29 protein-coding genes, 2 pseudogenes and 1 riboswitch are annotated in these 25,645 nt (G+C 37.1%); of the genes and pseudogenes, 19 read left to right on the top strand and 12 right to left on the bottom strand.

Annotated elements, in window-relative coordinates; genetic code table 11:
* Nucleotides 1-76 precede the first annotated feature (76 nt).
* Nucleotides 77-631 (top strand): thioredoxin family protein, encoded by a 555-nt coding sequence (locus G8O30_RS05855; RefSeq protein ID WP_239674043.1) that lies wholly within the window; start codon nucleotides 77-79, stop codon nucleotides 629-631.
* Between the two features lie 39 nt (nucleotides 632-670).
* Here the strand turns inward: G8O30_RS05855 and G8O30_RS05850 are convergent, their stop codons facing one another.
* Complete coding sequence (locus G8O30_RS05850; RefSeq protein WP_239674042.1) at nucleotides 671-1,282, bottom strand: DUF1349 domain-containing protein; 612 nt, start codon at nucleotides 1,280-1,282, stop codon at nucleotides 671-673.
* A 150-nt stretch (nucleotides 1,283-1,432) separates the two neighbouring features.
* Here G8O30_RS05850 and G8O30_RS05845 point away from each other — a divergent pair, with 150 nt between their 5' ends.
* Nucleotides 1,433-2,197: an AAA family ATPase gene (locus G8O30_RS05845; RefSeq protein ID WP_239674041.1), complete on the top strand. Its 765-nt coding sequence runs from the start codon at nucleotides 1,433-1,435 to the stop codon at nucleotides 2,195-2,197.
* Between the two features lie 22 nt (nucleotides 2,198-2,219).
* On the top strand, nucleotides 2,220-2,651 hold the full coding sequence (locus tag G8O30_RS05840; protein WP_239674040.1) for a GNAT family N-acetyltransferase: 432 nt from the start codon (nucleotides 2,220-2,222) through the stop codon (nucleotides 2,649-2,651).
* On the opposite strand, the gene G8O30_RS05835 is transcribed toward G8O30_RS05840, so the two are convergent.
* Entirely contained in the window at nucleotides 2,628-2,849 is a 222-nt protein-coding gene (locus G8O30_RS05835) for a hypothetical protein (protein ID WP_239674039.1), read from the bottom strand. The genes G8O30_RS05840 and G8O30_RS05835 overlap by 24 nt on opposite strands.
* A 201-nt stretch (nucleotides 2,850-3,050) precedes the next feature.
* Nucleotides 3,051-3,620, bottom strand: a complete 570-nt coding sequence (locus tag G8O30_RS05830; RefSeq protein WP_239674038.1) for a GDSL-type esterase/lipase family protein — start codon at nucleotides 3,618-3,620, stop codon at nucleotides 3,051-3,053.
* A 967-nt stretch (nucleotides 3,621-4,587) separates the two neighbouring features.
* On the opposite strand from G8O30_RS05830, the gene proC reads away from it, so the two are divergent.
* From proC to G8O30_RS05795, 7 genes are all read left to right on the top strand, one after another.
* Nucleotides 4,588-5,484 carry a pyrroline-5-carboxylate reductase gene (gene proC / locus G8O30_RS05825; protein WP_239674037.1) on the top strand — a complete coding sequence of 299 codons (897 nt, stop codon included), beginning with the start codon at nucleotides 4,588-4,590 and terminating at the stop codon, nucleotides 5,482-5,484.
* Nucleotides 5,485-5,504: 20 nt separating this feature from the next.
* Entirely contained in the window at nucleotides 5,505-6,614 is a 1,110-nt protein-coding gene (gene proB, locus G8O30_RS05820; RefSeq protein ID WP_239674036.1) for a glutamate 5-kinase, read from the top strand.
* Between the two features lie 41 nt (nucleotides 6,615-6,655).
* Complete coding sequence (locus G8O30_RS05815) at nucleotides 6,656-7,900, top strand: glutamate-5-semialdehyde dehydrogenase (protein WP_239674035.1); 1,245 nt, start codon at nucleotides 6,656-6,658, stop codon at nucleotides 7,898-7,900.
* A gap of 125 nt (nucleotides 7,901-8,025) precedes the next feature.
* Complete coding sequence (locus tag G8O30_RS05810; protein ID WP_239674034.1) at nucleotides 8,026-8,997, top strand: ABC transporter permease subunit; 972 nt, start codon at nucleotides 8,026-8,028, stop codon at nucleotides 8,995-8,997.
* Nucleotides 8,987-9,889 carry an ABC transporter permease gene (locus G8O30_RS05805; protein WP_239674033.1) on the top strand — a complete coding sequence of 301 codons (903 nt, stop codon included), beginning with the start codon at nucleotides 8,987-8,989 and terminating at the stop codon, nucleotides 9,887-9,889. Before G8O30_RS05810 ends, G8O30_RS05805 begins: the two co-directional genes overlap by 11 nt.
* Nucleotides 9,890-9,955: 66 nt before the next feature.
* Nucleotides 9,956-10,120, top strand: coding sequence for a hypothetical protein (locus tag G8O30_RS05800; RefSeq protein ID WP_239674032.1), 165 nt, complete (start codon nucleotides 9,956-9,958; stop codon nucleotides 10,118-10,120).
* A 127-nt stretch (nucleotides 10,121-10,247) separates the two neighbouring features.
* Nucleotides 10,248-10,496: a hypothetical protein gene (locus tag G8O30_RS05795; RefSeq protein ID WP_239674031.1), complete on the top strand. Its 249-nt coding sequence runs from the start codon at nucleotides 10,248-10,250 to the stop codon at nucleotides 10,494-10,496.
* Between the two features lie 47 nt (nucleotides 10,497-10,543).
* Here the strand turns inward: G8O30_RS05795 and G8O30_RS05790 are convergent, their stop codons facing one another.
* The 4 genes from G8O30_RS05790 to G8O30_RS05775 all read right to left on the bottom strand — a co-directional run bounded on the left by G8O30_RS05790 (nucleotide 10,544) and on the right by G8O30_RS05775 (nucleotide 14,461).
* Nucleotides 10,544-11,125 (bottom strand): biotin transporter BioY, encoded by a 582-nt coding sequence (locus tag G8O30_RS05790; RefSeq protein WP_239674030.1) that lies wholly within the window; start codon nucleotides 11,123-11,125, stop codon nucleotides 10,544-10,546.
* A 162-nt stretch (nucleotides 11,126-11,287) separates the two neighbouring features.
* Entirely contained in the window at nucleotides 11,288-12,478 is a 1,191-nt protein-coding gene (locus tag G8O30_RS05785; protein WP_239674029.1) for a NupC/NupG family nucleoside CNT transporter, read from the bottom strand.
* Nucleotides 12,479-12,710: 232 nt separating this feature from the next.
* Nucleotides 12,711-12,812: riboswitch (purine riboswitch) on the bottom strand.
* A 127-nt stretch (nucleotides 12,813-12,939) separates the two neighbouring features.
* Nucleotides 12,940-13,995: a copper resistance D family protein gene (locus tag G8O30_RS05780; protein WP_239674028.1), complete on the bottom strand. Its 1,056-nt coding sequence runs from the start codon at nucleotides 13,993-13,995 to the stop codon at nucleotides 12,940-12,942.
* A 1-nt stretch (nucleotide 13,996) separates the two neighbouring features.
* Nucleotides 13,997-14,461 (bottom strand): copper resistance CopC family protein, encoded by a 465-nt coding sequence (locus G8O30_RS05775; protein ID WP_275576537.1) that lies wholly within the window; start codon nucleotides 14,459-14,461, stop codon nucleotides 13,997-13,999.
* Nucleotides 14,462-14,762: 301 nt separating this feature from the next.
* Between G8O30_RS05775 and G8O30_RS05770 the strand changes: the two genes are divergently transcribed.
* The 3 genes from G8O30_RS05770 to G8O30_RS05760 all read left to right on the top strand — a co-directional run bounded on the left by G8O30_RS05770 (nucleotide 14,763) and on the right by G8O30_RS05760 (nucleotide 16,480).
* Nucleotides 14,763-15,389, top strand: a complete 627-nt coding sequence (locus G8O30_RS05770; RefSeq protein WP_239674026.1) for a metal-dependent hydrolase — start codon at nucleotides 14,763-14,765, stop codon at nucleotides 15,387-15,389.
* A gap of 66 nt (nucleotides 15,390-15,455) precedes the next feature.
* A complete protein-coding gene (locus tag G8O30_RS05765) occupies nucleotides 15,456-16,004 on the top strand; it encodes a hypothetical protein (protein WP_239674025.1) in 549 nt (182 codons plus the stop codon).
* 86 nt (nucleotides 16,005-16,090) lie between these two features.
* A complete protein-coding gene (locus G8O30_RS05760) occupies nucleotides 16,091-16,480 on the top strand; it encodes a GNAT family N-acetyltransferase (protein WP_239674024.1) in 390 nt (129 codons plus the stop codon).
* Nucleotides 16,481-16,507: 27 nt separating this feature from the next.
* Here G8O30_RS05760 and G8O30_RS05755 read toward each other — a convergent pair whose 3' ends face one another.
* Entirely contained in the window at nucleotides 16,508-17,146 is a 639-nt protein-coding gene (locus tag G8O30_RS05755) for an NUDIX hydrolase (protein WP_239674023.1), read from the bottom strand.
* A gap of 172 nt (nucleotides 17,147-17,318) precedes the next feature.
* Between G8O30_RS05755 and G8O30_RS05750 the strand changes: the two genes are divergently transcribed.
* On the top strand, nucleotides 17,319-17,723 hold the full coding sequence (locus G8O30_RS05750) for a hypothetical protein (RefSeq protein ID WP_239674022.1): 405 nt from the start codon (nucleotides 17,319-17,321) through the stop codon (nucleotides 17,721-17,723).
* Between the two features lie 53 nt (nucleotides 17,724-17,776).
* Here G8O30_RS05750 and G8O30_RS05745 read toward each other — a convergent pair.
* Together G8O30_RS05745 and G8O30_RS05740 are read right to left on the bottom strand one after the other, a co-directional pair.
* Nucleotides 17,777-18,291 (bottom strand): annotated as a pseudogene (locus G8O30_RS05745) (3'-5' exonuclease).
* Nucleotides 18,292-18,497: 206 nt separating this feature from the next.
* Nucleotides 18,498-20,408, bottom strand: a complete 1,911-nt coding sequence (locus G8O30_RS05740; protein ID WP_239674021.1) for a DUF294 nucleotidyltransferase-like domain-containing protein — start codon at nucleotides 20,406-20,408, stop codon at nucleotides 18,498-18,500.
* A gap of 554 nt (nucleotides 20,409-20,962) precedes the next feature.
* Here G8O30_RS05740 and G8O30_RS05735 point away from each other — a divergent pair.
* The 3 genes and pseudogenes from G8O30_RS05735 (at nucleotide 20,963) to G8O30_RS05725 (ending at nucleotide 22,664) form a co-directional block, all read left to right on the top strand.
* Nucleotides 20,963-21,400 (top strand): peptidylprolyl isomerase, encoded by a 438-nt coding sequence (locus G8O30_RS05735; RefSeq protein WP_239674020.1) that lies wholly within the window; start codon nucleotides 20,963-20,965, stop codon nucleotides 21,398-21,400.
* Between the two features lie 187 nt (nucleotides 21,401-21,587).
* Nucleotides 21,588-22,106: pseudogene (locus G8O30_RS05730) on the top strand (peptidoglycan recognition protein family protein); the annotation flags it as partial.
* On the top strand, nucleotides 22,095-22,664 hold the full coding sequence (locus G8O30_RS05725; protein WP_338040677.1) for a peptidoglycan-binding domain-containing protein: 570 nt from the start codon (nucleotides 22,095-22,097) through the stop codon (nucleotides 22,662-22,664). The pseudogene G8O30_RS05730 and the gene G8O30_RS05725, both read left to right, overlap by 12 nt.
* Before the next feature lie 55 nt (nucleotides 22,665-22,719).
* On the opposite strand, the gene G8O30_RS05720 is transcribed toward G8O30_RS05725, so the two are convergent.
* Nucleotides 22,720-23,775, bottom strand: a complete 1,056-nt coding sequence (locus G8O30_RS05720) for a DUF3900 domain-containing protein (RefSeq protein ID WP_239674019.1) — start codon at nucleotides 23,773-23,775, stop codon at nucleotides 22,720-22,722.
* Between the two features lie 117 nt (nucleotides 23,776-23,892).
* Here G8O30_RS05720 and G8O30_RS05715 point away from each other — a divergent pair, with 117 nt between their 5' ends.
* Both G8O30_RS05715 and G8O30_RS05710 read left to right on the top strand, forming a co-directional pair.
* Nucleotides 23,893-24,060 (top strand): hypothetical protein, encoded by a 168-nt coding sequence (locus G8O30_RS05715; RefSeq protein ID WP_239674018.1) that lies wholly within the window; start codon nucleotides 23,893-23,895, stop codon nucleotides 24,058-24,060.
* Nucleotides 24,061-24,161: 101 nt separating this feature from the next.
* On the top strand, nucleotides 24,162-24,473 hold the full coding sequence (locus G8O30_RS05710; protein WP_239674017.1) for a hypothetical protein: 312 nt from the start codon (nucleotides 24,162-24,164) through the stop codon (nucleotides 24,471-24,473).
* A 474-nt stretch (nucleotides 24,474-24,947) separates the two neighbouring features.
* Here G8O30_RS05710 and G8O30_RS05705 read toward each other — a convergent pair whose 3' ends face one another.
* Nucleotides 24,948-25,517: a cell wall hydrolase gene (locus G8O30_RS05705; RefSeq protein WP_239674016.1), complete on the bottom strand. Its 570-nt coding sequence runs from the start codon at nucleotides 25,515-25,517 to the stop codon at nucleotides 24,948-24,950.
* Nucleotides 25,518-25,645 lie beyond the last annotated feature (128 nt).

Below are 25,645 nucleotides of genomic sequence, written 5' to 3'. Positions count from 1 at the left end.
GTCCTAATGTTTTGTGACAATTCTGTCTTTATATTATACTAAAGGAAATCATAGTTTAGAAAGGATTGTTGAAAAAATGGCAAGAACAGAATCAAAAATGTTCCCATTAGGTAAACTAGCACCTGATTTTTCATTGATAGAACCAGCTAGTGGAAAGATGCGTTCTTTTGAAGAACTATCATCTTCTACAGCAACTGTCGTTATGTTCATTTGTAATCATTGTCCGTTTGTTATTCATGTAGCAGAAGAGCTATCAAAAATAGGGAAAGAGTATGGAGAAAAAGGTGTGTCATTTATTGCGATAAATTCAAATGACATAGAAAATTATCCAGCTGATTCTCCGGATAATATGGTGAAAATGGTGAATGAATGGGGGTTAACTTACCCATATTTGTTTGATGAAACGCAAGAAATTGCTAAAGCTTATGATGCAGCGTGTACTCCCGATTTCTACGTATTTAATGGAGAGAAACGCTGTGTATACAGAGGGCAACTTGATGGGTCTAGACCTGGCAACGATATACCGGTAACAGGTGAAGACTTACGTGCGGCTTTAGATGCTGTTTTAGAAGGACGAGAAGTGCCTCAAGACCAAAAGCCATCCCTTGGTTGTGGGATTAAGTGGAAATGATGAAAAGAGAAAAAAGCACCGCCTTAAGGGTGCTTTTTCTTATCCATATACTTTTGTTCTGTCGTCAGAGATAGAGTGAATTTCTAAATAATCAAATGCTGCAGAGAATCCTGCTTTGATAGGACTGCAAGCGTATAATCCCACTTTTGGGACAGTTTTTGGAACCATTGGCAGATGACCAATTCGAATTTGATACCAATTTATTTCATCTAAAGAATAGTCAATGTAACAAACTGGATCGATATAAGATAATCGAAAAGAAATAGATGTAACATCGTCTCCAATTGGTTGTGTGGACCAATCTGAAAAGCCTTGCTTTGTTACAACAGCTCCAAGTTTATTTTCTCCTTCTGTCATAAATTCAATAGAAGCCTTGACCCAATTATCTGCATCAAAACGGATATACAATCCTGCTTGATCATACTGATGAAGTGGATGCAAATGAACTTTTGTCTTTAATTGAAAGGGACCATGTTGTTCTTGGAAGAGAAAATGCCCATTATCATGTTGAAAGTCATAATGAGTTCGTTGCCAATAATCTGTTTCATCTTCTGGCTTAATCACCAATTGTTTTGTGTTCTCGTCAATCGACCAACTTTTAGGGGTATTCATCCATGTTAAGTTTAGGTTTGAAAAAGTAATGAAAGTCACAATAGGTCTCCTTATTAGTTGAGATGTGTAAGGTGCAAATACTTTTTTATATAGTCTAGCAATTATCTAAAACACTTACAATTTTGAAGCTTTGTGCTACTATTTATTTACATAGAATGAAGTGAGAAGGATAAGGAGTGAAAGATAAATATGTCTCTCCATTTAAAGAAAATATCAAAAAAATCTCTATCTAACCATGGTTGCTTCCCTTTCAATTTACCACTAATAGAAAACTTCTCTGAGCTTTCTATTACTAAACCTGTGACTATCTTTGTAGGAGATAATGGAACAGGAAAATCTACTTTTTTATCTGGTATCGCAAACGCTGCACAATGTATTACGGTCGGAGAGAAAGAGGCGGATTCAACTAGTTTAGGACAAGCTTTATCACTTACGTGGTCTGCTAGAACAAAAAAAGGATTTTATTTTCGAGCAAATGAATTCTCCCATTACATAAAGAGATTAGAAGAGATGAAAAGAGAAGCACAAGAAGCTATAGCAGAAATAAAAGAACAAGATCGAAGCCAATTAGAAATCTTACCTCATGCTAGACAGTTACATGATTTAAAACATTTTTATGGAGAAGGGTTGGAGTATCGTTCTCATGGCGAAAGCTTTTTAGATTTGTTTCATTCGAGATTTCAACCAAACGGATTGTATGTTTTAGATGAGCCTGAGGGACCTTTATCTCCAGTAAAACAGTTGACGTTGATCTCTATGATTAAAAATATGGTTGAAGAAAACGGACAATTTCTAATTGCTACGCACTCCCCTATATTAATGGCTATACCAGGTGCGGAAATTTTTTTATTAGAAGAAGATCGATTAGTTAAAAAATCTTATCAAGAATTAGAACATGTGACAATTATTAGAGATTTTTTGCAGAGTCCAGAGAGGTACTTGCGCTATCTTTAATTTCACTTTTGGAGGACTTTAAATGGAAACAATGTTATCTACCAAGCGAGAATTTAAAGAGATTCTTGCCATAGATGAAAAGATTATTGGCACTACATCACGTGCAGAGAATATACTTCAAGCCATTCTAGAAAACAGGTGTATTCATATTACCTTAGAAAAGCAGATTGCTGGATTTATACTATATGACAACTCTTTTTTCGAATATCCCTTTGTATCTCTAGTTATGGTTGATCCATTATATCAAGGAAAAGGATTAGCTGGAAAATTGCTAAGAAGTGTACTAGTAATGATAAATGCAGAAAAAGTCTTTTCTTCTACAAATGAATCTAACAAAAAAATGCAATCTGTCTTCCAAAAAGAAGGGTTCATTATAAGTGGAGTAATTGATCATTTAGACGACGGAGATCCAGAAATGATTTATGTACATTTAAAACAAAAAAACCATTCCTAGAAGAATGGTAGAAGCAACCTTACTTTTCCGTTTTATCTCTTGGGCCAGGTGTTTGGTAAGAATAAAAAACACACTATTAGAAAGTAGCACTTCATAAGTAGCCCATAAGAATAATACAATGCTCGTCTTTATATATAGAAATAACAAACAAGACATAGCAACTAACAAGAAAAAGCTATAAGAAGAAAGTTTCTTCATTACTATCTCTCCTAAATTGCGCTTGTCAACACACATGAATAGTGAGTTTTAACAGGTCTATCTATACATAAGTATAATTAGGGGAGATATAAATAAATGTAAGTAAGGTATCTGAGTATGAATAAGGTCCCTACAAATACACCAATCTTCACACAGCACAAATGACGCTATTTCAGTACCTAAAAATCATAATTATTCCATTTACAGGAACTTATCTTCAATAGCATCTATAATAAGTTCACACAATAATTCGTAGGTACCTTCTCCAAAGTGTAAACCATCATCCGCAACCCCTTTTAATAGAGAAGAACAATTCTTATGAAAATATAAATAATGAAAGAAATCAATAAATGGTACTTGGTATTGAGTTGCTACTAGCTTTGCTGTTTGAGCATATAAAACCATTACTTGATTAGTACGTTTATTTTGTTTGCATTCATCAACTGGTGGAGGAGAAATAAGTACTACTTGCTCCGGTCCAATTTGACGAATCATTTTCTCTAAATTTCTTCTGTATGTTAAAAGAGGTACTAATTTATGCAACCCGGCATCATTGGACCCAAGTAAAATAGTCACTATATCTGGTTTATGTGCCAACACATCTTTTTTTATTCTAGCTAAAGCTTGAGAAGAAGTATTACCAGGGACGCCAGAATTTATAATGTACCACTGTTCAAAATGGTCAGCTAGCATGGAGGTTAATAACGGCTCTTCATATCCTTCTTTACGTGCAGTTAAACTATCACCGAAACACACTAATCTTTTATGCATGTCATCACCTGCTTTCTATTTATGTGTTTACATAAGAAGTTACGTAGATTGATTATATTTTATCATTTTCATTCAGTTAATTGGAATTATTATTGGAAAACCCCTCTAGCTCTTCAAACTAGTCATCGACTTACTGTCAAGATTCTTCATAGATTATAAAATATACAATAAATCCTTAGAAAGAGAATATGTTGCTCCGCGGACTTGCCGCATGACGCCAAGAGGAATACACACGGCTTCACGTACTTGCCGCATGGTACCAAGAGGAAAACGTGCGGCTTCACAGACTTGCCGCATGGAACCAAGAGGAAAACGTGCGGCTTCACGGACTTGCCGCATGGAGACAGGAAAAAAACACACGGCTTCACAGACTTGCAGCATGACGCCAAGAGGAAAACACGCGGCTTCCGCGACTTACCGCATGGAACCAAGAGGAAAACGTGCGGCTTCACGGACTTGCCGCATGGAGACAGGAAGAAAACACACGGCTTCACAGACTTGCAGCATGACGCCAAGAGGAAAACACGCGGCTTCCGCGACTTGCCGCATGACAACAGGAGAAAAACGTGCGGCTTCACGGACTTGCCGCATAGTACCAAGAGGAAAACGCGCGACTTCACAGACTTGCCGCATGGAACCAAGAGGAAAACACACGGCTTCACGGACTTGCCGCATGGAACCAAGAGGAAAACGCGCGGCTTCTCCCACTTGCCGCATGACACCAGGCAGAAACCACGAGACTCCTCGGACTTACCACCTAGATCCAGAAAGATTCCCCACGGCTCCACGGACAAGCACACATTCACCCCTACATAACTCGTCCCAATCTCCATATACACCGATAATCACGAATTATTTGCTCTCAGAAGCTCTCTCGGGAGTTTATCTATAAATGATAACGCTTTCACTAACTATATGGAGTAAATTCTAACTATCTGGGAATTGTGACCAAAAAAATTCACCATACATGTTACGATTATTAGCGTTGAACAAAACGAACGGGAAAACGGAGGAGAGAACAATTATAAAACAAACAATCGGTTTTTTAGGTGCAGGTAATATGGCAGAAGCGATGATGAAAGGAATGATTACTTCCAAACAAATAAGTCCCAATCAGATCATCGTTACAAACAGACAAAACGCTGAAAGACTATCAGAGTTAGAAGAACGTTACGGACTTAGAACTGCCAAAAGAGAAAAATTTCCTTATAAACCTTTAACCGTATTATTTTTAGCAATGAAACCAAAAGATGCAGAAAATGTACTTTTATCCATTCGACCACATCTTTCAAAAGGTACGGTTGTTGCTTCAGTCATGGCAGGTATTTCATTAGAATTTATGGAATCACGATTACCAAAAGGGCAGCCAGTAGTTAGAGTAATGCCTAATACATCTAGTGGCATCGGTGAATCAGCCACTGCTATGAGTGTGGGAACAAGTGTAACGGCAGAACAGGAATTAGAAATAGAAGAAGTCCTGTTAACGATGGGAAAAGTATTTACCATAAAAGAAGATCAAATGGACCTATTTACAGGTATTGCTGGAAGTGGACCTGCTTATTTCTATTATATGATGGAAAATATGCAGAAAGTTGGAGAAGAAGCCGGCTGGGATGACGAACTTGTTCAAGAATTATGTGCTCAAACAATCCTTGGAGCTGCACAAATGGTGTTACAAGGATCCGATTCCCCAACCGAATTACGAAAAAAAGTAACCTCCCCAAATGGAACAACTGCAGCAGGTTTGGAGGCATTACACCAAAACGGCGGAGGAAAGGCAATTCAAGAAGCGATTTTAGGGGCCGCTTCTAGATCGGAAGAAATACAACAACAATTAGCACAACTATTGAAGAAAACATCGTAAGTTAGGAGATGGAAATTACTGTGAGTGACAATACCAATAAGCGCATTGTAATTAAAATTGGAAGTAGTTCATTAACAAGCCTACATGGAGAAGTTAGCAGAAGGAAGTTAGAGCGCTTAACAGATGAAATTGCTCAATTAAAAGACGAAGGACATGAGGTTATCTTAGTGTCTTCAGGAGCAGTAGCTGCTGGCTATCGTAAACTAGGTTGCTTAACAAGACCTGATTCACTACCAGAGAAACAAGCCGCTGCGTCAATTGGCCAAGGACTGTTAATGGAGGCGTATTCAGAGTTATTCATGTCTCACGGCTATGTAGCATCACAAATATTAATTACACGTAGTGATTTTTCAGATGAAAAACGTTACGGAAATGCGCGTAATACGTTACACGTGTTAATGGAACGAGGAATCATTCCTATCGTTAATGAAAATGACACGGTAACTATCGATCGTTTACGATTTGGTGATAATGATACGCTTTCTGCAAAGGTTGCTGCTCTAGTAGACGCAGATCAGTTAATCATCCTTTCAGATATAGACGGATTATATACAGATAATCCAATGGTTAATCCAGAGGCTACGTTAGTAGAAAAAGTGACGGAAATTACGGAAGAAATTGAAGCGAGTGCTGGTACAGCGGGAAGTTCGGTTGGAACTGGTGGAATGAAATCCAAAATTGATGCTTTCAAGATTGCGATGGCATCTGGCATTCCTTCCTTCTTAGGAAAAGCTGGAACACCAAATATCTTACTCGATGCTGTAAATGGTGATGCAAAAGGAACTTACTTTGATTCAGAAGAAGAAATAATTAATTTAAACCAGAAAAAACGCTGGATTGCATTTAACTCAGGTCCTCAAGGGACAGTGGTTGTTAATGAAATTGGTGAACACACATTAAAAGAAAAAGAAACACCAATTTACGCAAAAGAAATTATTCATTTTGAAGGTCGATTTAAAAAAGGTGATGTTGTACGTATCTTTACTCCTAATCAAGAAGAGATAGGTCTAGGTGTTATTATGATTGATTCGGAATCCTTGGCAGGAAAAGATATTGCACAAGAGGAGCCGATTATGGTGCGTGATGAACTTGTCTGTCACCAGGATATGTCCGTTAGTATTACAGGATAAAATAACGATTAATAAAGGAGACGATAACCATTAGTAAGACAATGATTAGTGTAAAAGAATTAGCAAAAGAAGCCAAGAAAGCATCAAAGGAATTAAGTTTAGTTACTACAGAACAAAAAAATACTGCTTTAAAAGCAATGGCAAAAAAGATTCGTGATATGGAAGTAGAAATTTTACGTGAAAACGAGAAAGATTTAGTAGCTGGAAAAGAAAAAGGATATGATCAAGCGTTATTAGACCGTCTAGCATTAACATCAGAACGCATCGAAGGTATGGCAAAAGGATTAGAGGATTTAACTAATTTAACAGATCCAGTAGGAAATGTTGTCTCCAACTGGACCTTAGATAATGGTTTAGATGTCGAGAAGGTTACCGTACCATTAGGTGTTATTGGGATGATTTATGAAGCAAGACCAAACGTAACTGTTGATGCTACTGGTATTGCATTGAAATCCGGTAATGCTATTGTGTTAAAAGGTGGTTCATCCGCTATTCATTCAAATAGAGCGATTGTAGCTGTCCTACACGAAGCGTTAGAGGAGACAGACATTCCAAAAGATGCTGTTCAGTTCATTAATACAACGGATCGTTCTGCTACACAAGAACTGTTTACGATGAACGATTATGTGGACGTTCTTATCCCGCGTGGTGGTGGCAAGTTGATTCAAACGGTCGTCCAAAATGCGACAGTACCTGTATTAGAGACTGGGGTAGGAAACTGTCATATCTATGTAGATGAGTTCGCTGATGTGACAAAAGCGCTATCTATTGTTAAAAATGCAAAAACAGATCGACCTGCAGTGTGTAATGCAGCGGAGACGTTAATTGTTCACGAAAAATGGTTAGAACAGCATAAAGAAGATTTACAAACTATGTTGGATCAAAATGATATTGAGCTTTATGGAGACCAAAAGGCAATGAAAGTACTAACTGATGTCCTACCAGCTGGTGAAGAAGACTGGTCTAATGAATATTTACGAAAAGCTATTGCTGTGAAAGTAGTTTCTTCTCTTGATGAAGCAGTTGATCATATTGAGAAATATGGTACCAAGCATTCAGAGGCAATCGTAACCGAAGATGGGTCTTCTGCTGAGCGATTTATGGCACTTGTCGATGCTGCTGCGTTGTATCACAACGCTTCTACTAGATTTACAGACGGTAGTGCCCTTGGTTTTGGAGCAGAGATTGGTATCTCTACGCAAAAATTACATGCGAGAGGACCTATGGGATTACCTGAAATGACAACGATTAAATTTAAAATGCGTGGGAATGGGCAAGTACGCTAAACTATTTCTGCCACGTGAACCACAAATGGACATATCGTTCATTTGTGGTTTTTTTAGGTTAATTATTTTACGAAAATTATAAACATTCAAACTAAAATAGTGTATCATAAAGGAATATTAAGGAAATGAAAGGAGCCGTAGGAACACTTATGATACATGCGGTTTTTCGTCAATTAGTTATTTATGTTGTAGTATTACTGTCCATTGTGACGATTGCACTTTTACCTTTAGCCATTACTCCAAATGTCGTAAACTACCAGTTGGTGTGGGATATTTCATGGAGTGTTTATAGTGAAGAATGGAAGAATTGGTGGATTCGCTTGTTTTCTTTAGAAGGACTAGGAACCACAAGTGTGGGTACTACAGTAGTGCAATCTGTTTTGTTTTATGTAAAACGTAGCTTAAGCATTATTATCCCTGCTTTGTTACTAAGCTTATGTGTAGGAATGTTGCTCGGAGTAGGAATATACAGATGGGTAGGGCAAAGAGCACCTTCCATCACACGAAAAATTTTATCGACAATTTTGTATTCTTTACCTGACTTTTTTATATTTATTGGGCTTCAAGTCATCCTATTGCAACTATATACAAACGGGTGGAGTTTTTTAGATCTATATGGGCACGAATCTTGGTATAACGCTATTTTACCTGTATTTGCTTTATGTATTTTTCCTATTAGTTATTTAGCTAAAGTAGTAATGGAAGAGCTAGGGAGAGAGTCTAAGCAAGACTATACTAGGACTGCTAGAGCAAAAGGAACAAAAGAGAGATGGGTAATTTCCCGCCATATGTTGCGAAATACATTAAGGACCATCACCGTTCATAGCGTGGCTGTATGTTCCATGATTTTATCAAGTTTACCAATAATTGAAATGTTATCTAATTATAACGGAGCAGGATATCATTTAATGGAAACGATCGCGAGAAATGAATCTTTTTTAGTAATCGGATATTTACTTGCATTCTTCTGCATCATGGTAGTGATGACGTGGTTTATTAGTACCGTCTATTACTTATTGATGAAGGAATGGATCATACCATCTTTCCGTAGCTCTACTTATTATGTAGAAAGAGGAGGAGAGATGCATGTGGAATAAACAATCTATTATTCTTTGGATTGGAATTATTTCTGTTTCTCTGTTGCTATGCATTTCTATTTTCGCGCCACTATTACCATTTGTACAGCCAGACTTAGAGAAACAGTTATATATTAAGCTAGAAGATGGCAGTATGCTAGTACCTCCATTACCAGCCTCAGAGGATTATCCAATTGGGACGGACCGAGTGGGAAGAGATTTACTTAGTGTGTTAATAATGGGGACAAAAGAGACATTGCTTATTGTTTTAACGGTAGCAGTTCTTCGCTTTTTACTTGGCGTTCCATTAGGTTTTTTAGCAAGTCAGAAAAAGCACTTTAAATCATTTTTAGGTTTTTGGAATCAATTATTTTCCTACATACCGTCCTTTTTTCTTGTAATGATCCTAGCGTTTTTACCATACATTGTTTTTTCTCCAAAGCGTTTTTGGTGGATGATTGGCATAATGGTGGTAGTGGAAGTTGGGAAAATTGCGATGACTTCCTGTAACACGTTTGAACAGATAAAGGAAAAAGAGTATGTACAAGCAGGAATCGTCGTTGGAACAAGTCCTTTTTTTCTGTTTTTACGATATTATTTAAAACCCACTAGAGCAGCATTGTTAGTCCAGTTTGTTTTTGATATAAGTAGGTCCATGTTATTATTAGCACAATTGGGTTTTGTTGGTATTTTTATCACGCATGTAGCAAAGCAACAGGAGGATGGAAGTTTTTATTTTTACAATACGTCATTAAACTGGCCTGTAGCATTAGAAAAGATTACCCTAAGTATGTTTGATGCGCTGTGGATCCCACTATGGTCGACAACATTTATGGTCATAGCTATTATTTCATTTAATCTTCTAGGAGAAGGATTAAAGCAGTATTTCCATTCTAAAGAACATCGTGCTTAAGCATACCAAATGACTTATAATGATGAAGGCATAGCTAGCATACGTTTTTCTAGGAGGTAGATAGAAATGAGTATTTTAACACTTTCTATTATTGTTTTTATCATCGTTACTCTGCAATATGTAGGGATCTTATTTAAAAAGGATACTAATAAACAAAATAAGAAGTTAGCATTAACATTGTATTTATTTACGATTATAGGCATTGTAGGAGTAAATCTATACTATGCATAAATTGAAGTTTCATTATTCTAATTAGAATGAATTGGTTAAAAAGTCCGATAATTGTCACATTTTTAACAATATTTCACTCTTGTAAATGGTAAAATGTCAGTAAGTGAAAGGTACGGGAGTGAAGAAAATGGCAACAACCGCTATAATTACAGATAAAAAAAATGAAGTTAAAAGAAATGAAGTTTTTCGGATGTTAGACTATCTAAAAATTGATCCAAATGAAATGGATGCTTTCGTAAAGAAGTACACAGATAGGAAAAATGGGAGAGAAGTATTTCGTGTGAAAGGGAAAAAGGTATTAACCTTCTCCCTAAAACCATCTTGTATCGATGACAAAGTGATTGTTGTAGTAGATCGACATTACTTAGAACAATAAAAAAGCATGGAACACACTCAACAGAGTATCGTTCCATGCTTTTTTCGTTAAGCAGCAGTCTTTTTATTCATAGTGCTACTAGTATAAGAAAGTGTTCTAGTAAGTCTAGGTGCTAGTACCGCTGCAAAAGCAGCTAACAAAATATCTTTTGGAAGTGGCACCACCATCCACGCCCATGCCATTTTGTAAGTGAACCCTTCTGGTGCTGCAGCCCATAGGACATATGCCGCATACATCCAATTTGTTCCGAAAACATAATTTATGATAAATCCAACAAAAGCGGCGACAAATATTGTTGTCTTAGAATTGTTGCGTTCTACCATTTTCCCAACTACATAAGCTACCAAAATATACGATAGGATAAATCCAAAAGTCGGTTTGATAAAGATAGAAGGTCCGCCAGTAAAACCTGCGAAAACAGGCGCTCCTACAAAACCGACCAAAGCATAGACCAACATAGAAAGAGCGCCAAGTCTACTTCCTAAAATAAGCCCTGCTAATATACAAAAGAACGTTGTCAACGTAATAGGTACCCCACCTACTACTAAAAAAGAAGTAACATTCGCACCAATTGCCATTAGTGCTGCAAACATCGCACACAAAGTAAGATCAATTGCTTTCAATTTCATCCCAAAATCCCCCTAGTAATATAGATTAATTATAGATTAATAGAAGGGATCACTATATGTCAACTTGTTTTATAATTTAGTTGACATATAAGACTAAACTCTACAAAAATAGACGAAAAACAACAAAATAGAGCCCGTTGGTAACGAGCTCTCGCGAAAAATTTAAATAAACATAGAAACAAAAATTGCGGTAATAAAACTTGCTAACGTACCACCCACAATTGCTTTCAACCCTAATTTAGCCACTAAAGGTTGTTTATTTGGCGCTAATGAGCCAAGACCTACAATTAGTTGACCAATAGAAGATAGGTTAGCAAAATTACAAAGAGCAACAGACATTATTGCAATAGTTTGTGGTGACAAGTCTTTCATCATTTCTTGTAAGGAAGCATAAGCTAAAAATTCATTGGAAGCGAGTTTTGTTCCAATTAGAGAAGCTGCTTCAAATGCATCAGAGAAAGGAATTCCAATAAGAATAGCAAAAGGATAAAATACATAACCAAAAATAGTAGCTAAATCAGTGTTGATAAATCCAAGTACACCATTTACAAGGGCAATAACACTAATGAAAGCGATTAGTAATCCACCGATATTAGCAGCTAATTTAACTCCATTTACTGCGCCGTCAGATATTGCTTCAAAAACGTTAACATGACTAGATTTCTCCATTTGAACATCATCATTTAATACTGATGTCTCTGTTTCTGGTTCTAGTAATTTTGTAATAATTAATGACACAAAAGGTACACTAAAAATAGAAATTAACAAGTAGTTTAAGTCAATACCCATACTAACGTATCCAACTAAAATTGCACCACTAGCAGAAGCTGTTCCTCCTACCATGATTGCAAATGTTTCCGATCTCGTCATACGGTCCAAATAAGGTTTAACCAATAAAGGTGCTTCTGCAACTCCTAAAAAGGTGTTTCCTACTGCACTAAATGACTCTACTTTTGATGTTTTAAGAAGTTTACCTACAATCGTACCAAGTATCTTTACGATAAAAGGTAATAGACGGATGTGATAAAGAGCAGAGATTAAAGCTGAAATAAAGATTAAAGCACCTAATACGTTGATAGCAAATAAAAAATTAATCTCCGTATTTTCAAATAGGGGACCAAATACAAAATTAATACCGGCTGAACTATAATCAATCACACGTTGAATAACAAAAGCCGTTTTACTTAAGATCATTTGTCCAATGGAAACATTCAGCATGGTGTAGACAAAAACGCCTTCTAATACCAAACCGACTAGAATAGTATGCCATTTCACCATTTTACGATTACTACTTAAAAGCCATGCAAGACCAATGATTACTGCTAGTGACAAAATACCTGTAAGAATGTTCAAGTAAATTCCTCCTTAGGAATTGACGAACCTTATAGTTGTTAAACGTCAGACCTGTAGAGAAAGTTTTTGTAAGCAATTTATCTCAGACCTAAAATAACATGATTTAGAGTGCAATTAGGTAAGGATACTCGGTTAAGTACAGACCACATCACGTGGTCAACGCCGAGTTGTTGCATCACGCAAAAAAAACTCTTTCCTAAACTAAAAGGAAAGAGTAGAAAGGTATACTAAATACCTAATAAACTTTCCTTATAGTCTAGCCATTTACGGTAGCCAGGTAGAGACTTGTGGACCATATTTCCACATTTATATAAGGTGTTCGTTCAAATGTAATGTTTTGAATTCTAGCAGAGGTCTGACGTCATGACAATACAAAAGTGAAATGTTCTAATATGGTTAATTTTCTATTTATTTAACGAAAAAAGGTTAGGCACGAAAGACCTAACCTTTTTAACGTGTATTCAAATTGCAAATAAAAGTGAAATGTAACCAGATATAACGCCCATTACACTTAAGAGAATAGATGCAATTGCTCTGTTTCTTTTTAGGAGAGCAATAACACTTGCAATAAACAGTATTGCTGCTAAAACACCGTAAATACTACTAATAATGTTCCACTCAAGTTGAATGTTTTCAACTTGGAAAAAGGAAGCCCACGGGATTAGATTATCCTTAATATCGTTCACTTCATGAGGAGGAGAACTAGTACTCATCACGCTTGTAGCTAGCAGAATAAAGGTAACCACTACAAATTCAATTTTAATAGACTTTAGTACTGGTAATTCAGAATTCTTCTTTAACCACCTTTTTGTTAAAGGCCCATTTATAAATGCGTAATACAATAAAGGTATTATGGATAAATGTTTTAAAAGCATAGCTGAACCATATGGTGTAACGATAGAGTCTGCATATTGGTTTAAAGGAACTATACTAATCATCATGGCAATTCCAGTACCAACCGTTAGAACAAAAGATCCTGATGCAGTAGGGGAATACCATTTTAAAAAAGCGCTCCAATTATTAGTGTCTTTAGCAAACCAAGACACTAATCCTAAAACACCAATCCATCCAACTACGCCAACATAGTGTAGAGTGTGATAAATACTCCCATAGATATTAGCCATAGAATTAGGATGGCCGCTAATGGTTAGAGAAAAGATAGTTCCAAAAAAGAGAACTAATGCGATGAAATAATCACTTTTACTCTTACTGATAGCAGTCCAACTAAGCAAGAACAAGGCGAAGATAACTAAAACCCACCATGTTTGCCCTACTTGAATTTCAAATAAAACGGCTGTTACAGCTGTTTGAAACCCAAAGTTTGGTGTTAATGCAATAATTAAATCCAACAATGGACCAGTACTAGATAGGATTAATCCTGCTATCGCTAAGAGAGCCCACTTCTTTTGAAGAACTAAGGTCGGTTTCTTATCTTCCGAGATAAACGAAAGTACGTAATATCCAGCTAGAAACGACAAAAACCCATACGTGAAAAGTTTTGCAACAATACTTATCATATTATTTCTTTCTGAGTGCGAAAATTAATAGCCCAGCGATTACAACTACTGCAACACCAATTGCTATTAATAAAGGTGTAGAGGAATACTCTACTTCTTCGTTTTCTACTTGTGGTTCTTCAGCTGGAATAGTTTCTGTCACATCTGTGTCTTCTGGTTTATCTGTTTCTTCTAATTCTTGCGTTGTTTCAGGTAGTGCCACCGTAAAAGGAATTTCTCCTTCTTGTAAATGGCCATCTGAGGCAACTATTTGCCATTTCAACGTATATTCACCGTTTGATAATGGTTGCTCTAATTCTCCTTGAATTGCCTGTTCCTCTACAGTTGTTTCTAATGGCATTTCCATACCAGATTCATCCACAATAGAAAAGGTACTAGTGCGTTCGATTCCACCTGTAAAGGTTATTCTATACGTTGTTTTTTCCGTTTCCACTATACTGTCTGCTGCTGGATCCGATGTGTCCAGAGCTGTATGAGCAAAAGTAGGTACAGTAAGTACGAAGAAGAGTAATGCTGTTGTTAAAATGGCATTTATTTTTTCAATCCGATCATCCCTTTCTTCCTTATAGTTACTATCTTACCATAAGAACTACACCTTATTACCTTTACAACATTATGAACGATTCGTTGAGAAACTGTGAACGATTTGTTGTAACCAGATGGATGCTTCTAAGCTATTTTACCTAATTACTTCAGAATGTATGTTCTGACAAGTTTTTTTTAGTAACATAGGAAGATACATCTATTTTTACTAGGGAGTGAACAACATGAATGGAACAACACATGCAGTAGTAGGGGGAACGGTAGGAGTATCAATAGGAATCGCATCAAATGTACCCACAGAAACTACCTTTTTCTTAGCTAGTGCTGGTATTGTGGCTGCATTAATGCCAGACATCGATACACAAGGGATTTTAGCAAATAAATTAGCAGCAGGGAAAAAGCTGATGTGCTCTGTATGCACTTTAGCTGCTATTTGTCTCGGTATCATGTGGTTTTTAGGAGAATTATCGTGGAATGCCTACATGCTCATACCAATTGTTATTGGTCTAATTGCCGTTCCACCTGTAATACCAAAAAAATACTTTGTGTCAGGAGCGGGTAGTTTGTTAGCAGGTATAGGTATATACACTCAGCTAAATGCAATAATCTATTTAGGAGTATTTATTTTAATTGGATCCCTATTACCTCATCGCTCCTACACACATAGCATCCTTGGTTTAGCATTTTGGGGAATAATATCTGTTTATTTAGAGTTATGGTTAGCAGTAGAACAACTAATGGTTACGCTCGTAATTGCCTATGCAAGTCATTTACTATTAGATTCAAAATATATTCCACCAAACAGAAGAGGGATTAAATTATTTTTACCTTTTTCTAACAAAAATTTTTAGAAATAACTATAAGACTGGTATATAATAGAAAATATGAAAAAGAGTTTAGCAAAAGGGGGAGAGAATTTGTTAGCCATTTCACATGATAATGTTCATGATTACGGAATTGGGATACTCATTGCTGGGATAATTTCCGTAATTTTGAGTTTTCCATTTGGATTAATTGCTGTCATGATGTACCAAGATATGTTTATCAAGCCAGAAAACTACTTATTATTTAGTACTAATCCAAATGCGTACTTTTATTTTGCAGCAGGTACCGTCATTATAGTAGTAGGAATAGCCATTATGGTGTTGTTTTTAAAGAAGGCAATGAAATCAATTGGTCTAATTATTGCAGGAATTGGTGTGCTTTGTATCTACTTTTCTATGATACATTCTACGGTTTTTAACTGGGATGGTATAGTCTTAAACCAAAAACTAATTCCATGGGAGAATGTAGAGTCAGTTACTCAAATTGTTGAAGATGGTACTAGTCTTCGATTAGAAATTGTTACAAAAGATGATGTAATTATTTTTAAAACAAATAATGATTGGAATAAAGATGGATCTAGAGTTCGAACATACATAGTAGAACAAGGCATACCATTTGAATTTGAAGACATTTCTAAGTAGGAATGTGCAGGAACAATTGCACATTCTTTTTTGTCTGAATTTAGTATACTAAAAAAGATATTGGTAGAAAGAGAGGTTGCGATTTTATGCAGATAGTACCATTTCACTCTAAGTATTTTGATCAAATTATCACCATGTGTGAAGAAGAAGGATGGACGAACTTAGTTCATAAACGAAATGATCTCTTGGAGGCATTTCAATCTTCCTCGATTGCTTTTTTGTTATTGGACGGGGAACAAGTAATTGGGTACATACGTGGAGTGACAGATACAAAGATTTCTACATTTATAGCAGAACTTCTAATCAAAAAGGACCATCGTCAAAAGGGACTTGGTACAAAATTGTTAAAATATGTACACGACCAATATCCAGAAACAAGAATGGAGTTGTTAGCTTCTTCTACTTCAAAAGATTATTACGAAGAAAAAGATTTTCGACCTTTTAATGGATATAGAAAAACATATATCGAATGGTAAATAAAAAGCGAACGCAACGACATGTACTCACACGTCACGTTCGCTCTGTTGTTGTTTCAATAGCTTCACAAACTCAGCTGTAATTCTTGCGGTCAAGCCCCAAATGCTATAACTTTTATAAGGATAAAAATACTCTTCATAAACTCGCTTTCTAAATGTATAATTCTTCCCACCTGGTACTAACTCATATGGGAAATTTTCTTCTGGGTGTGCCTCAAATTCCACTTTATGAATTGCCGGCTCTGTTGATAAAAAGTGAGAAAGCGGTACGGTAAACACTTCACTTACTTCATCTTCATTTGGAGCTGGTAACTCATTTACAGTTAAAAAACCAACAAAAGGATACACGATCATTCCATAAGGTGATACAAGATAATTTAATGGATAGACGGATTCGATCTGGTTGCTATTCACTTTTAACTCTTCCGTGGTTTCCCTAATAGCAGCGAATTGTGGTGACTCATCTGTCTTATCAATCTTCCCACCAGGAAAACAGATTTCTCCAGGTTGTCTACGTAAGCTTTCTGCTCTCACTTCATACACTAAATGTAGTTCATTTTCTATTTCTATTAATGGTAGTAGAACTGAAAACTTAGAGAATGATTCAGATCCAAGTATAATAGGATTATGTTGTTCCATAAGGGATAGGATAGTCTCTTTTCTCATCTTTAACACCCTTTCTACACTCAGTATAACAAAGGAAATACTGTTTAAAAAATATTCGCCTTTAGGAATATTCTTTCTTAAAAGAAATATGTCAGCATACATTATAAAATAACGATAAAAATTTGTGACCTTTTCTTACTATATAAGTCTAATTTACTAGAAGGAGGATGCCATGAATCGTCTGATAAAAACGAATACATATTGGGTTGTACTATTATTATGTTCCATAATAACTATGGGTTGTACTCATGAAACAACATTAGTTCGAGTTGGAGTTGGCGATGAAGAGTCTACCTTCATTACTATTTATGATGAAAATAAACTAGTACAATATGAATATTACTTTAAACAAGCAGATTGGAAGACAAAGAGTATAAATATGAATTCAAAAGAGGACTATGTGTTAGCGTTAACGTTTAAAAAAGGTGATATTGCGGAGGAAGAAGTATATAAACTCTGGTTAAAGGGAGAGGAGTCTGTCGAAATGTTGAATCACTCAACTGGAGAAATGGGAATTTTAATCGGAGAAAATGCAGCTATTATGAAAAAAATGATTTTATCGGAAGTACGGAACTAAATAGCGATACATAAAAACTTAAAAAGTACTAAAAAAGAGAGCCAACATTTTCGCTAGCTCTCTTTTCTAATATACCAATGTAAATCTTCCTCCTCTAGTATCTGCGAAAGAGAAGGATGTTTTTGCAACTCTAAAAATAAATATCCCGTCATTAAGGCATCGTTTAGCGCATGATGTCTTGAGTGAGAAAATAACTGGTACTCTTCTAATAAGTCATCTAACGCTATTTTTCTTTCCTTTTTCAATGCAAACGCCAATCCCCTAGAATCTACATACGTAAGTGGAAGAGGGGGTAGCTTCCATACCTTTGCCTGCGTTTGAATGAACGGTACATCAAATGCAGCAGGATGTGCTACTAATACTGTCCCTCGGCAAATTCTAAAAATCTATTTAATGCTTCAGAAAATGAAATGCCGTTACCTAATTCATCTTCCGTAAGGCCAGTAAGCTTCTTGATAAAAGAAGACACCTTACCGAAAGGTTTTACTACTTCATAGAACTGTTGGGATTTTAATACTTGGCCATCTTTCACTTTTACTGCGCCGATAGATAATACCTCGTCTCCCATATGAGGATAAAAACCTGTAGTTTCTAAATCAAAGACGGTGTAGGTAATGTTCTCCTCAAAAGGGGTAGCGGGACTCGGACTGGAAAAGTGTAAGATTCTTTCTGTTACTTGTGCATATTCAGTAGTTTGTTGTTCTTTTTTCACGCCACGTTTTACGACAAATTGATCAATAAAAAGATAACGTAATAATCTTAATTCGCTATTATTCATGTACCCACCCGATTTCGATTAAAACTAATCTTGATGACTTGATGCATTCGGTGTGCAACTTGAATGGCTTCTTTCCATTTTGCTCGATCTTCTTTTGAAATGGTCACAACCGGAATTTCGTTTTTTAATGGTGTGCCTTCATTCAAATGTTTCAACTCATTTTGTAAACGATAGGATAAGAAATAATGTAAGGCCGTCTTGGCATTTTCTGCATCACGGGGATGCATCCGTTTCTCTCTTTTTAAAGCTTCTAACCGTTTAATCGTACTTACTTCCATAATTCCATACTTAATTGCTTGGATTCGTACTGCATAGACAAGTTGCATCAAACCGGCTGTCTTTACGTGAATCACTTTATCTTTTTGCTTAATTAATCCAAAAGGATTGGATGGTAAGCGATAGCGCAGGGCATCTTTCATCAAGTGTTGTTGCATAACTAACGACTTAGCAGCTCGCTCGGATACATATTTTCGCAATTCTTTCGCCAAAGTATGATCTCCATATACAGGTCTAAAGTCAAAGAGCATCGTAAACGCTTGTATCTCTTCCGCATCAATCTCTTTCATCCATCGGTTTATATCGTCTTTATAAGCAGATAGTGACTTTCTCCATTGGGAGTGATTAGCCATTATTCCTCCTTTACAAAGAGGAAATCCGCATTTGACTAGTCTTTCATTCACCACTTTGGAAAGCTCCAGGAAATAGTTCTCAATGGACTTTTTATTTGCTAAGTGTTCATAATCTGACAAGATAATGCCATTATCTTGATCCGTATAGAAAGTTTGCTCTCTTCGTGCTTGTGATCCCATGACAATGAAAGCGTAAGGAATTGGGGGTTTCCCTAAACCATCCGCTTCTAATTGTTTTTCTGCCAACTGAATTGTACGTCTATACAACTGATCATGATATTTTGTTAACACTTCTGTCACGTCAAACGCATAGGCATCTGCATCTAATAAATCTTGGATAAATGTTTGAACAGGCACCTGTTCCTTAGAACCAAGTGAATGTAATTCTTCAGATGTATCAGCATCAACCACTTGGTGAGTGATATTTAAATATGGACTTTCATTTAAATAGAGGAATGAGCTTGGAGTTAACATTCCTACAACTCGTTCACCATCATAAACAGGAAGCACATGTAGATCCTCATTTTTCATAATAGATAATGCTTCATAAGCAAATGCATCCCATTGTAAAGAAAAAGGGACAGGTTTCATCCATTCTTTTACAATAGTTGGAGAGCTTGTAGAAACTATCATAGAACGAAGTAAATCTTTTTGTGTAATCATTCCTACAGTTTGATTTTGCCCATTTAGAACGATAAGACCAGATCTTGATTGGTCAATCATTTCCTTCGCAGCAACAGATAGTGGTTCGGAGTCTTTAATGGTATGTACTGGCCACATCAATGAATCCACTCTAGTACGGAGAAGGGTAAGTTGATCGTCATCTCCGCTATTCGCATCTTTCATTTCATCATAGACGGACTTCATACTTTCACCAATACGGTTCCAGATCCCCGTAGAGAAATCATCATTGATTTTCATTAAATTCATAATGGTTGCTTTATTCAACTCATATACCACACAATGTTCCATTGCTTGAACAGAATAAGTACGATTATTTGGAGCAAAAGCAATGACCAATCCAAGCAAGTCACCAGGATAATAGAATCGCAAAGAAACAGTAGAACCATTCTTTTTATGAAGAAGGTTTCGCGCTAAACCGTTCACCAAAAAATAGATTTTCACATCTTCATTTGGAGCGTCTTCATGAAAGATCCATTGATTTTTGGAAAATTGACGTGGAGTAGCATGATTGCTTAATTCTCTAAGTTGCTCCTCCGTAAGTTGAGTAAATGGGGGGAAGTCTTTACATAAAAGATGAAAAGGTTGTAATTCCACTAGTATTTCTCCTTTCATTCGTCTCCATGAAAGCAAGTTGAGACAGGAAAGGCTTGAGGAGACTGTATATGTCGTGTGGGTTGGTGTGTTTGTTACGTGAACAGTAACAACAAGGTGTTGACGACGTGATGTCGTCTGGTCTTAACTGAGTATCATCTTATATGATTTGTGTCTAGCTTCAGGTGCGCAACCGCTCGGGAAAGTACAAAATCCCTCCGGTGGCTGAAGAGCTGCCTCCTCAGGATTCTGAACTTTCCTGCCGCGGCTGGACGCGCGCCTGAAACTTTTGTTACGTGAACAGTAACAACTCAGTGTTGACGACGTGATGTCGTCTGGTCTTAACTGAGTATCATCTTATTATTAAAAGAAAATAGCCCTAGCCGGTCCGGTCAGTGGTTAAGTGTCCCGCAACAAGCGTTGTTAAGATCCGGTCTAGGGCTACGCCTACACAATATCATTTCCGAAAGCAAAAAGCAAAGAAGAGGGGGATTACTTCCTTTTCCATATGTAAAGTGGTATTATAAGCAATGATTAATGGAAAAGGAGTGATTCCCATGACGAAAAAAGGTAAAATCGAAATGGAAAATGGAGCAGTAATCGAATTTGATCTGTTTCCAAATGAAGCACCAGGAACTGTAGAAAACTTTGAAAAGCTGGCAAAAGAAGGGTATTATGACGGATTAAACTTCCACCGTGTCATTCCTGGATTTGTTTCTCAAGGCGGATGTCCTAACGGTACTGGTACAGGTGGCCCAGGTTATACAATCAAATGTGAAACTGCTGGTAACCCACATAAACACGTACCAGGGTCTCTTTCTATGGCTCATGCTGGTAAAGATACTGGTGGAAGTCAATTCTTCATCGTTCACGAATCTCAACCACACTTAAATGGAGTACATACTGTTTTCGGACAAGTAACTTCTGGGATGGAAGCGGTTCTTGATATGAAGAATGGCGATGTAATGAAGAAAGTAGAAGTATTCGAAGCTTAATTACATAAAGTGCGCAAAAAAGGCTGCTTTTTATTCAGATAACACTGGATAAAAGGTAGTCTTTTTTTGTGTGTACCCTTTTTATACATAGATGAGTATATAATTGGTAGAACAGCACATTTCACTTCACCAATCATCTTTGTCTCTCATATGGTAGATAGGTAAACAGATGACTAGGAGGAATAAAATGAGATACTCTATTACACAGGATTATATTTCCCAAGGGAATGCTAGACCTGGCACCGCAATTGATCCAGTTCAGTTTATTGTTGCTCATGACACTGGTAATGCAGGAAGTACAGCGTATGGCAACCGCAACTACTTTAACAACACACAACCCTCTGCATCCGCCCACACTTTTATCGATGACAGAGTTATTTTAGAAATTATTCCGTTGACAGAAAAAGCATTTCACGTTCGATATAATGTACCAGTTGATAATTCTCGCTACGGCGCAAACGCTAATGATGCAGCGATAGGTGTAGAATTATGTTGGGGAGGAGCTATTAACTTTGAAGAAGCGTATAATAGGTATGTTTGGTATCATGCATATTTAATGGACAGGTATGGGTTTAACCCTCGTGAAAAGATTGTTGGCCATAGTACGTTAGATCCAGCAAGAAGAACCGATCCTGAAAATGCACTAAATCGATATGGTATCTCATTTCAACAATTTATTGATGATGTGGAGGCTATGTTAGCAAGTGAATTTGGTGAAGGTGCTAGGGAGGGAGAGGAGACCCTAACTAGAGTTTCACCAGAAAGACCAGTAGTACGAGGCGTTATGACTACAAGACCAATAATCCAACGAGGTGCCTCCGGTGATTTCGTTAGAGACATTCAACGTGATTTAATTCGCGCAGGATTCTCTTTACCTGCATTTGGGGCAGATGGCGATTTTGGTGGAGAAACGGAGAGGGCGGTATTACGTTTTCAAAGAACGTATGGATTACAGGTAGACGGCATTGTCGGCCCTGAAACGTTAGCCAAACTGAAAGAAGTGACCAATACACCTTCTAGAATGCAAGAATTCCCTTTACCTACGGGTGTTGTAAGACCTGGAACAAGAGGGGATAACGTTCGGCAAATTCAACGAGCACTAAGCCAAATCGGAGAAAGATCGGGAGCTATTGATGGAATCTATGGTCCACAGACCACCTCTGCAGTTCGAGCATTCCAAAGCAGGTTTTCTGCTTTAGCGAGAGATGGTATATACGGACCAAACACAAAACGTTACTTGGAGATGGAATTAGAAGATATGTAAATGGGGAAAAGCCACGTTCCGTTTAAAATAGGAACATGGCTTTTTGCGTATATTGTTAGTTTCGATTGATTAACCATTCCAGCAGGTTATGAACATCATCTGGTTTCATAAACTCTATCGGTGTTACGCCTTTATCAAATTGTATTGTGTCTGCCTCTATCATCACCATATAGCGATTATTTACTTTGGCGATATGAATATGTTCTCCAAAATCAGCTAATTTTCCTTTAATGTGCGTATCTCCAAGACGCATTTTCAACTCTAATTCTGGCGATTGCTCTACCATTCTAGACGCAGCTTCTACAATTTGCTGTGGCTCAATTCTTTCTTGCAATTCTCTCGTTTCACTTGCATCCCAAACATCTAACTCCTGCTCAAACTGGGCAAGATCAATGGAACCTTCTTCAATCATCGGTTTTACTTGTTCTTGAACCATTTCTACAACTTGTTGTTTCATTAATACAGGAATTGGGTCACCATACTCAACAAATTTTAAAAAGTCTTCAAAGTACCTTGCATGAGAAGCTTGATGAACCTTTAATTCCGTATCTTCCACAATTCCTTCTTCCGGCATATGTGGGTATTGAATGGATTTCATGTTTTTAGTCGTAATGGCCATCTCTACGGTTTGAAGAAGACTTTTTTCATCAGAAATCCTAGCTACTTTAGGTTCAAAATCACACTTTAGGATAAAGGCCATTGGTGTATCAATCAGAGGCGGGAGGGAAGCGGTTATAACGATAAACGCTCCGCCTCTTACAGCAGTCGTATCTGCATAATGCTGGGCAAATACGTTACTTGCTTCCATAAATTGATCAACAGACCCTGCATGTCGAATACGTTGGAAAGCATTAAAGTTTGGATTACTTTCTAACGCTTGATCTGGTTCTATAATGAATGTTCCTATCTTTGTAGGAACAGTATCTGATTTTGGATGTCTTTCTGCTTTTCTCTTTACTATTTTCGCTAATTCACCATCTAAAAATTCTTTTAAGGAAGAATGCTGATAGTCTGTATGGTGAAGCGTTTGAAAGTGATTTAAGCGTTTATCTCCAGTATCTTGCTGAATTGTTAATACAAAAAATGAGGCATATTTAACATCGAATTCCATCTGTTCTCCTCTTTTCTTAAGGGGCTTGTTTCAGTATAGAAATGGAAGCGGGATACGTCAATTGAATAGCGTAAATTTCGCTCTATAGGTAATGATAAAAGGAAGGAGGTGAATACAATGGGTAGAGGTAAAGGTTTTGATGCAAAAAAGAAAAACCATCCAGGCGATTTTCCTGCAAACAGTCAAGTAGAAAAACATAATACAGAAGCAAATGAAGATGAAGAATACTTAGTGACACAAGAAGCTTTTAAAAATAGAGTAGGTTTTGATGATGGTCGTCCGTAAAATGTAGTGTAGCAGCAGAAGGGATATCCTTCGCAATGACAAGTAGTGTATGATAAACTAATCCCAAATAATACCCTTTTGTAGAAAGAAGGGGTTTGGGTATGAAAAGAAAATTACTTCTTTTTGCTCTTGGTTTAGTCACCATTACAGGTCTTGCATTTGTGGTACCTAGTACGCTTAGTAACCAGGACGAACCATTAGATAACCAAGATATAGAAAAATTTCGAAAAGAGTCTTTTACATTAGCGGAAGAACAACTTTCTTCTGCTAAGGATCAATTTTTCATTTTGTCGTATAAAGTAGATGAGATCACATTGCATGAAGGCAAGCCAGTAGCTGCAACAGTGACGGCATACACTTTTTTGGTATACCATATGCAATCGTCGATACTGACCAAGAGTCTGCAGGGGTAAGATTACGATAAACACATGAGAGATGCATCTCATGTGTTTTTTTCATGCCTTGGGGAGAAGTTATTGTGCGGCTAAAGCGCTTTTGTACCTGGTCTGCCGAGGAGAAATCAGCGGCTTTGACGATTTGTACCCGAAGTGTAAAGGCGATACCTGCGGCTAAAGCGCTTTTGTACCTTGTGTGCCGAGGACGAATCAGCGGCTTTGGCGATTTGTACCCGAAGTATAGAGGCGATACCTGCGGCTAAAGCGCTTTTGTACCTAGTCTGCCGAGGACAAATGAGCGGCTTTGGCGACTTGTACCCGAAGTGTAGAAGTGATACCTGCGGCTAAAGCGCTTTTGTACCCAAAATACCAAATCAAGGAGACTCAACTAAGAACAAGCCACATCACGTGGCTAACGATGAGTTGTTACTGGTCACGTAACAAAAAAAGATGGAACCAAAAAAGTTCCATCTTTTCTATAAATCCATTAAATTACTTAGCAAAATTATGGTTACCAATTTTCGTGATTACTTCGCGAGAGAAGATCCAATCACTTGTTGCAGTATCAGGGTTGTAAAAGAAAAGAGACCCGTTTCCTTGTCCACCAAATGTAATTGCTTCATCTACAGCTTTCTTCGCTTCTTGATCAGCTGGTTTATTAATGGAACCGTTTTGAACAGGTGTGAAAGCGTTACTTTGATTAATAACTTCTTTAATCGTATTAGGGAACTGGCTGCTGTTTACACGATTTAATACAACTGTTGCTACTGCTACTTTCCCTTCATACGGTTCACCCTTCGCTTCTGCATGAACTAAGCGTGAAAGTAAGTCACGCTCCTCTGCAGATACAGCAGTAGGGAGTGTTAGTACTTGTCCAGGATAGATTAATGATCCTTCGATGTCGTTCGTCTTTTGAAGATCTAATACAGATACACTGTATCTTTCTCCAATGGACCATAAAGTATCACCTTTAACAATTGTATAAGAATTTGCGCTCGCTGCTAGCGGTAGTGATGCAAGTAACCCTAGAGTTAGAGCGGATGAAATAAACCACTTTTTCATAAATTACATTTCCTCCTCCAAAGCTGTTTCGTCTAGGTAAAACTCTAGCAGATGTAATACTTTCTGACACGCAAAAACACGCCCCATTATTTACCTAACTGCTAGAGTAACTGTCATGACAGCACTGA

The organism is Mangrovibacillus cuniculi, assembly GCF_015482585.1.
Taxonomy (GTDB): domain Bacteria; phylum Bacillota; class Bacilli; order Bacillales; family R1DC41; genus Mangrovibacillus; species Mangrovibacillus cuniculi.
The sequence above is the reverse complement of the archived record's forward strand: the minus strand, read 5'-3'. Positions and strand labels throughout refer to the sequence as shown.

Excerpts from the sequence above, each read along its gene's own strand:
- G8O30_RS05855 (WP_239674043.1), top strand. The coding sequence starts at position 77 with ATGGCAAGAACAGAATCAAAAATGTTCCCATTAGGTAAACTAGCACCT.
- G8O30_RS05845 (WP_239674041.1), top strand. The coding sequence starts at position 1,433 with ATGTCTCTCCATTTAAAGAAAATATCAAAAAAATCTCTATCTAACCAT.
- G8O30_RS05840 (WP_239674040.1), top strand. The coding sequence starts at position 2,220 with ATGGAAACAATGTTATCTACCAAGCGAGAATTTAAAGAGATTCTTGCC.
- G8O30_RS05835 (WP_239674039.1), bottom strand. The coding sequence starts at position 2,849 with ATGAAGAAACTTTCTTCTTATAGCTTTTTCTTGTTAGTTGCTATGTCT.
- G8O30_RS05830 (WP_239674038.1), bottom strand. The coding sequence starts at position 3,620 with ATGCATAAAAGATTAGTGTGTTTCGGTGATAGTTTAACTGCACGTAAA.
- proC (WP_239674037.1), top strand. The coding sequence starts at position 4,588 with ATGTTACGATTATTAGCGTTGAACAAAACGAACGGGAAAACGGAGGAG.
- G8O30_RS05815 (WP_239674035.1), top strand. The coding sequence starts at position 6,656 with ATGATTAGTGTAAAAGAATTAGCAAAAGAAGCCAAGAAAGCATCAAAG.
- G8O30_RS05810 (WP_239674034.1), top strand. The coding sequence starts at position 8,026 with ATGAAAGGAGCCGTAGGAACACTTATGATACATGCGGTTTTTCGTCAA.
- G8O30_RS05805 (WP_239674033.1), top strand. The coding sequence starts at position 8,987 with ATGTGGAATAAACAATCTATTATTCTTTGGATTGGAATTATTTCTGTT.
- G8O30_RS05800 (WP_239674032.1), top strand. The coding sequence starts at position 9,956 with ATGAGTATTTTAACACTTTCTATTATTGTTTTTATCATCGTTACTCTG.
- G8O30_RS05795 (WP_239674031.1), top strand. The coding sequence starts at position 10,248 with ATGGCAACAACCGCTATAATTACAGATAAAAAAAATGAAGTTAAAAGA.
- G8O30_RS05790 (WP_239674030.1), bottom strand. The coding sequence starts at position 11,125 with ATGAAATTGAAAGCAATTGATCTTACTTTGTGTGCGATGTTTGCAGCA.
- G8O30_RS05780 (WP_239674028.1), bottom strand. The coding sequence starts at position 13,995 with ATGATAAGTATTGTTGCAAAACTTTTCACGTATGGGTTTTTGTCGTTT.
- G8O30_RS05770 (WP_239674026.1), top strand. The coding sequence starts at position 14,763 with ATGAATGGAACAACACATGCAGTAGTAGGGGGAACGGTAGGAGTATCA.
- G8O30_RS05760 (WP_239674024.1), top strand. The coding sequence starts at position 16,091 with ATGCAGATAGTACCATTTCACTCTAAGTATTTTGATCAAATTATCACC.
- G8O30_RS05755 (WP_239674023.1), bottom strand. The coding sequence starts at position 17,146 with ATGAGAAAAGAGACTATCCTATCCCTTATGGAACAACATAATCCTATT.
- G8O30_RS05750 (WP_239674022.1), top strand. The coding sequence starts at position 17,319 with ATGAATCGTCTGATAAAAACGAATACATATTGGGTTGTACTATTATTA.
- G8O30_RS05735 (WP_239674020.1), top strand. The coding sequence starts at position 20,963 with ATGACGAAAAAAGGTAAAATCGAAATGGAAAATGGAGCAGTAATCGAA.
- G8O30_RS05725 (WP_338040677.1), top strand. The coding sequence starts at position 22,095 with ATGTTAGCAAGTGAATTTGGTGAAGGTGCTAGGGAGGGAGAGGAGACC.
- G8O30_RS05720 (WP_239674019.1), bottom strand. The coding sequence starts at position 23,775 with ATGGAATTCGATGTTAAATATGCCTCATTTTTTGTATTAACAATTCAG.
- G8O30_RS05715 (WP_239674018.1), top strand. The coding sequence starts at position 23,893 with ATGGGTAGAGGTAAAGGTTTTGATGCAAAAAAGAAAAACCATCCAGGC.
- G8O30_RS05710 (WP_239674017.1), top strand. The coding sequence starts at position 24,162 with ATGAAAAGAAAATTACTTCTTTTTGCTCTTGGTTTAGTCACCATTACA.
- G8O30_RS05705 (WP_239674016.1), bottom strand. The coding sequence starts at position 25,517 with ATGAAAAAGTGGTTTATTTCATCCGCTCTAACTCTAGGGTTACTTGCA.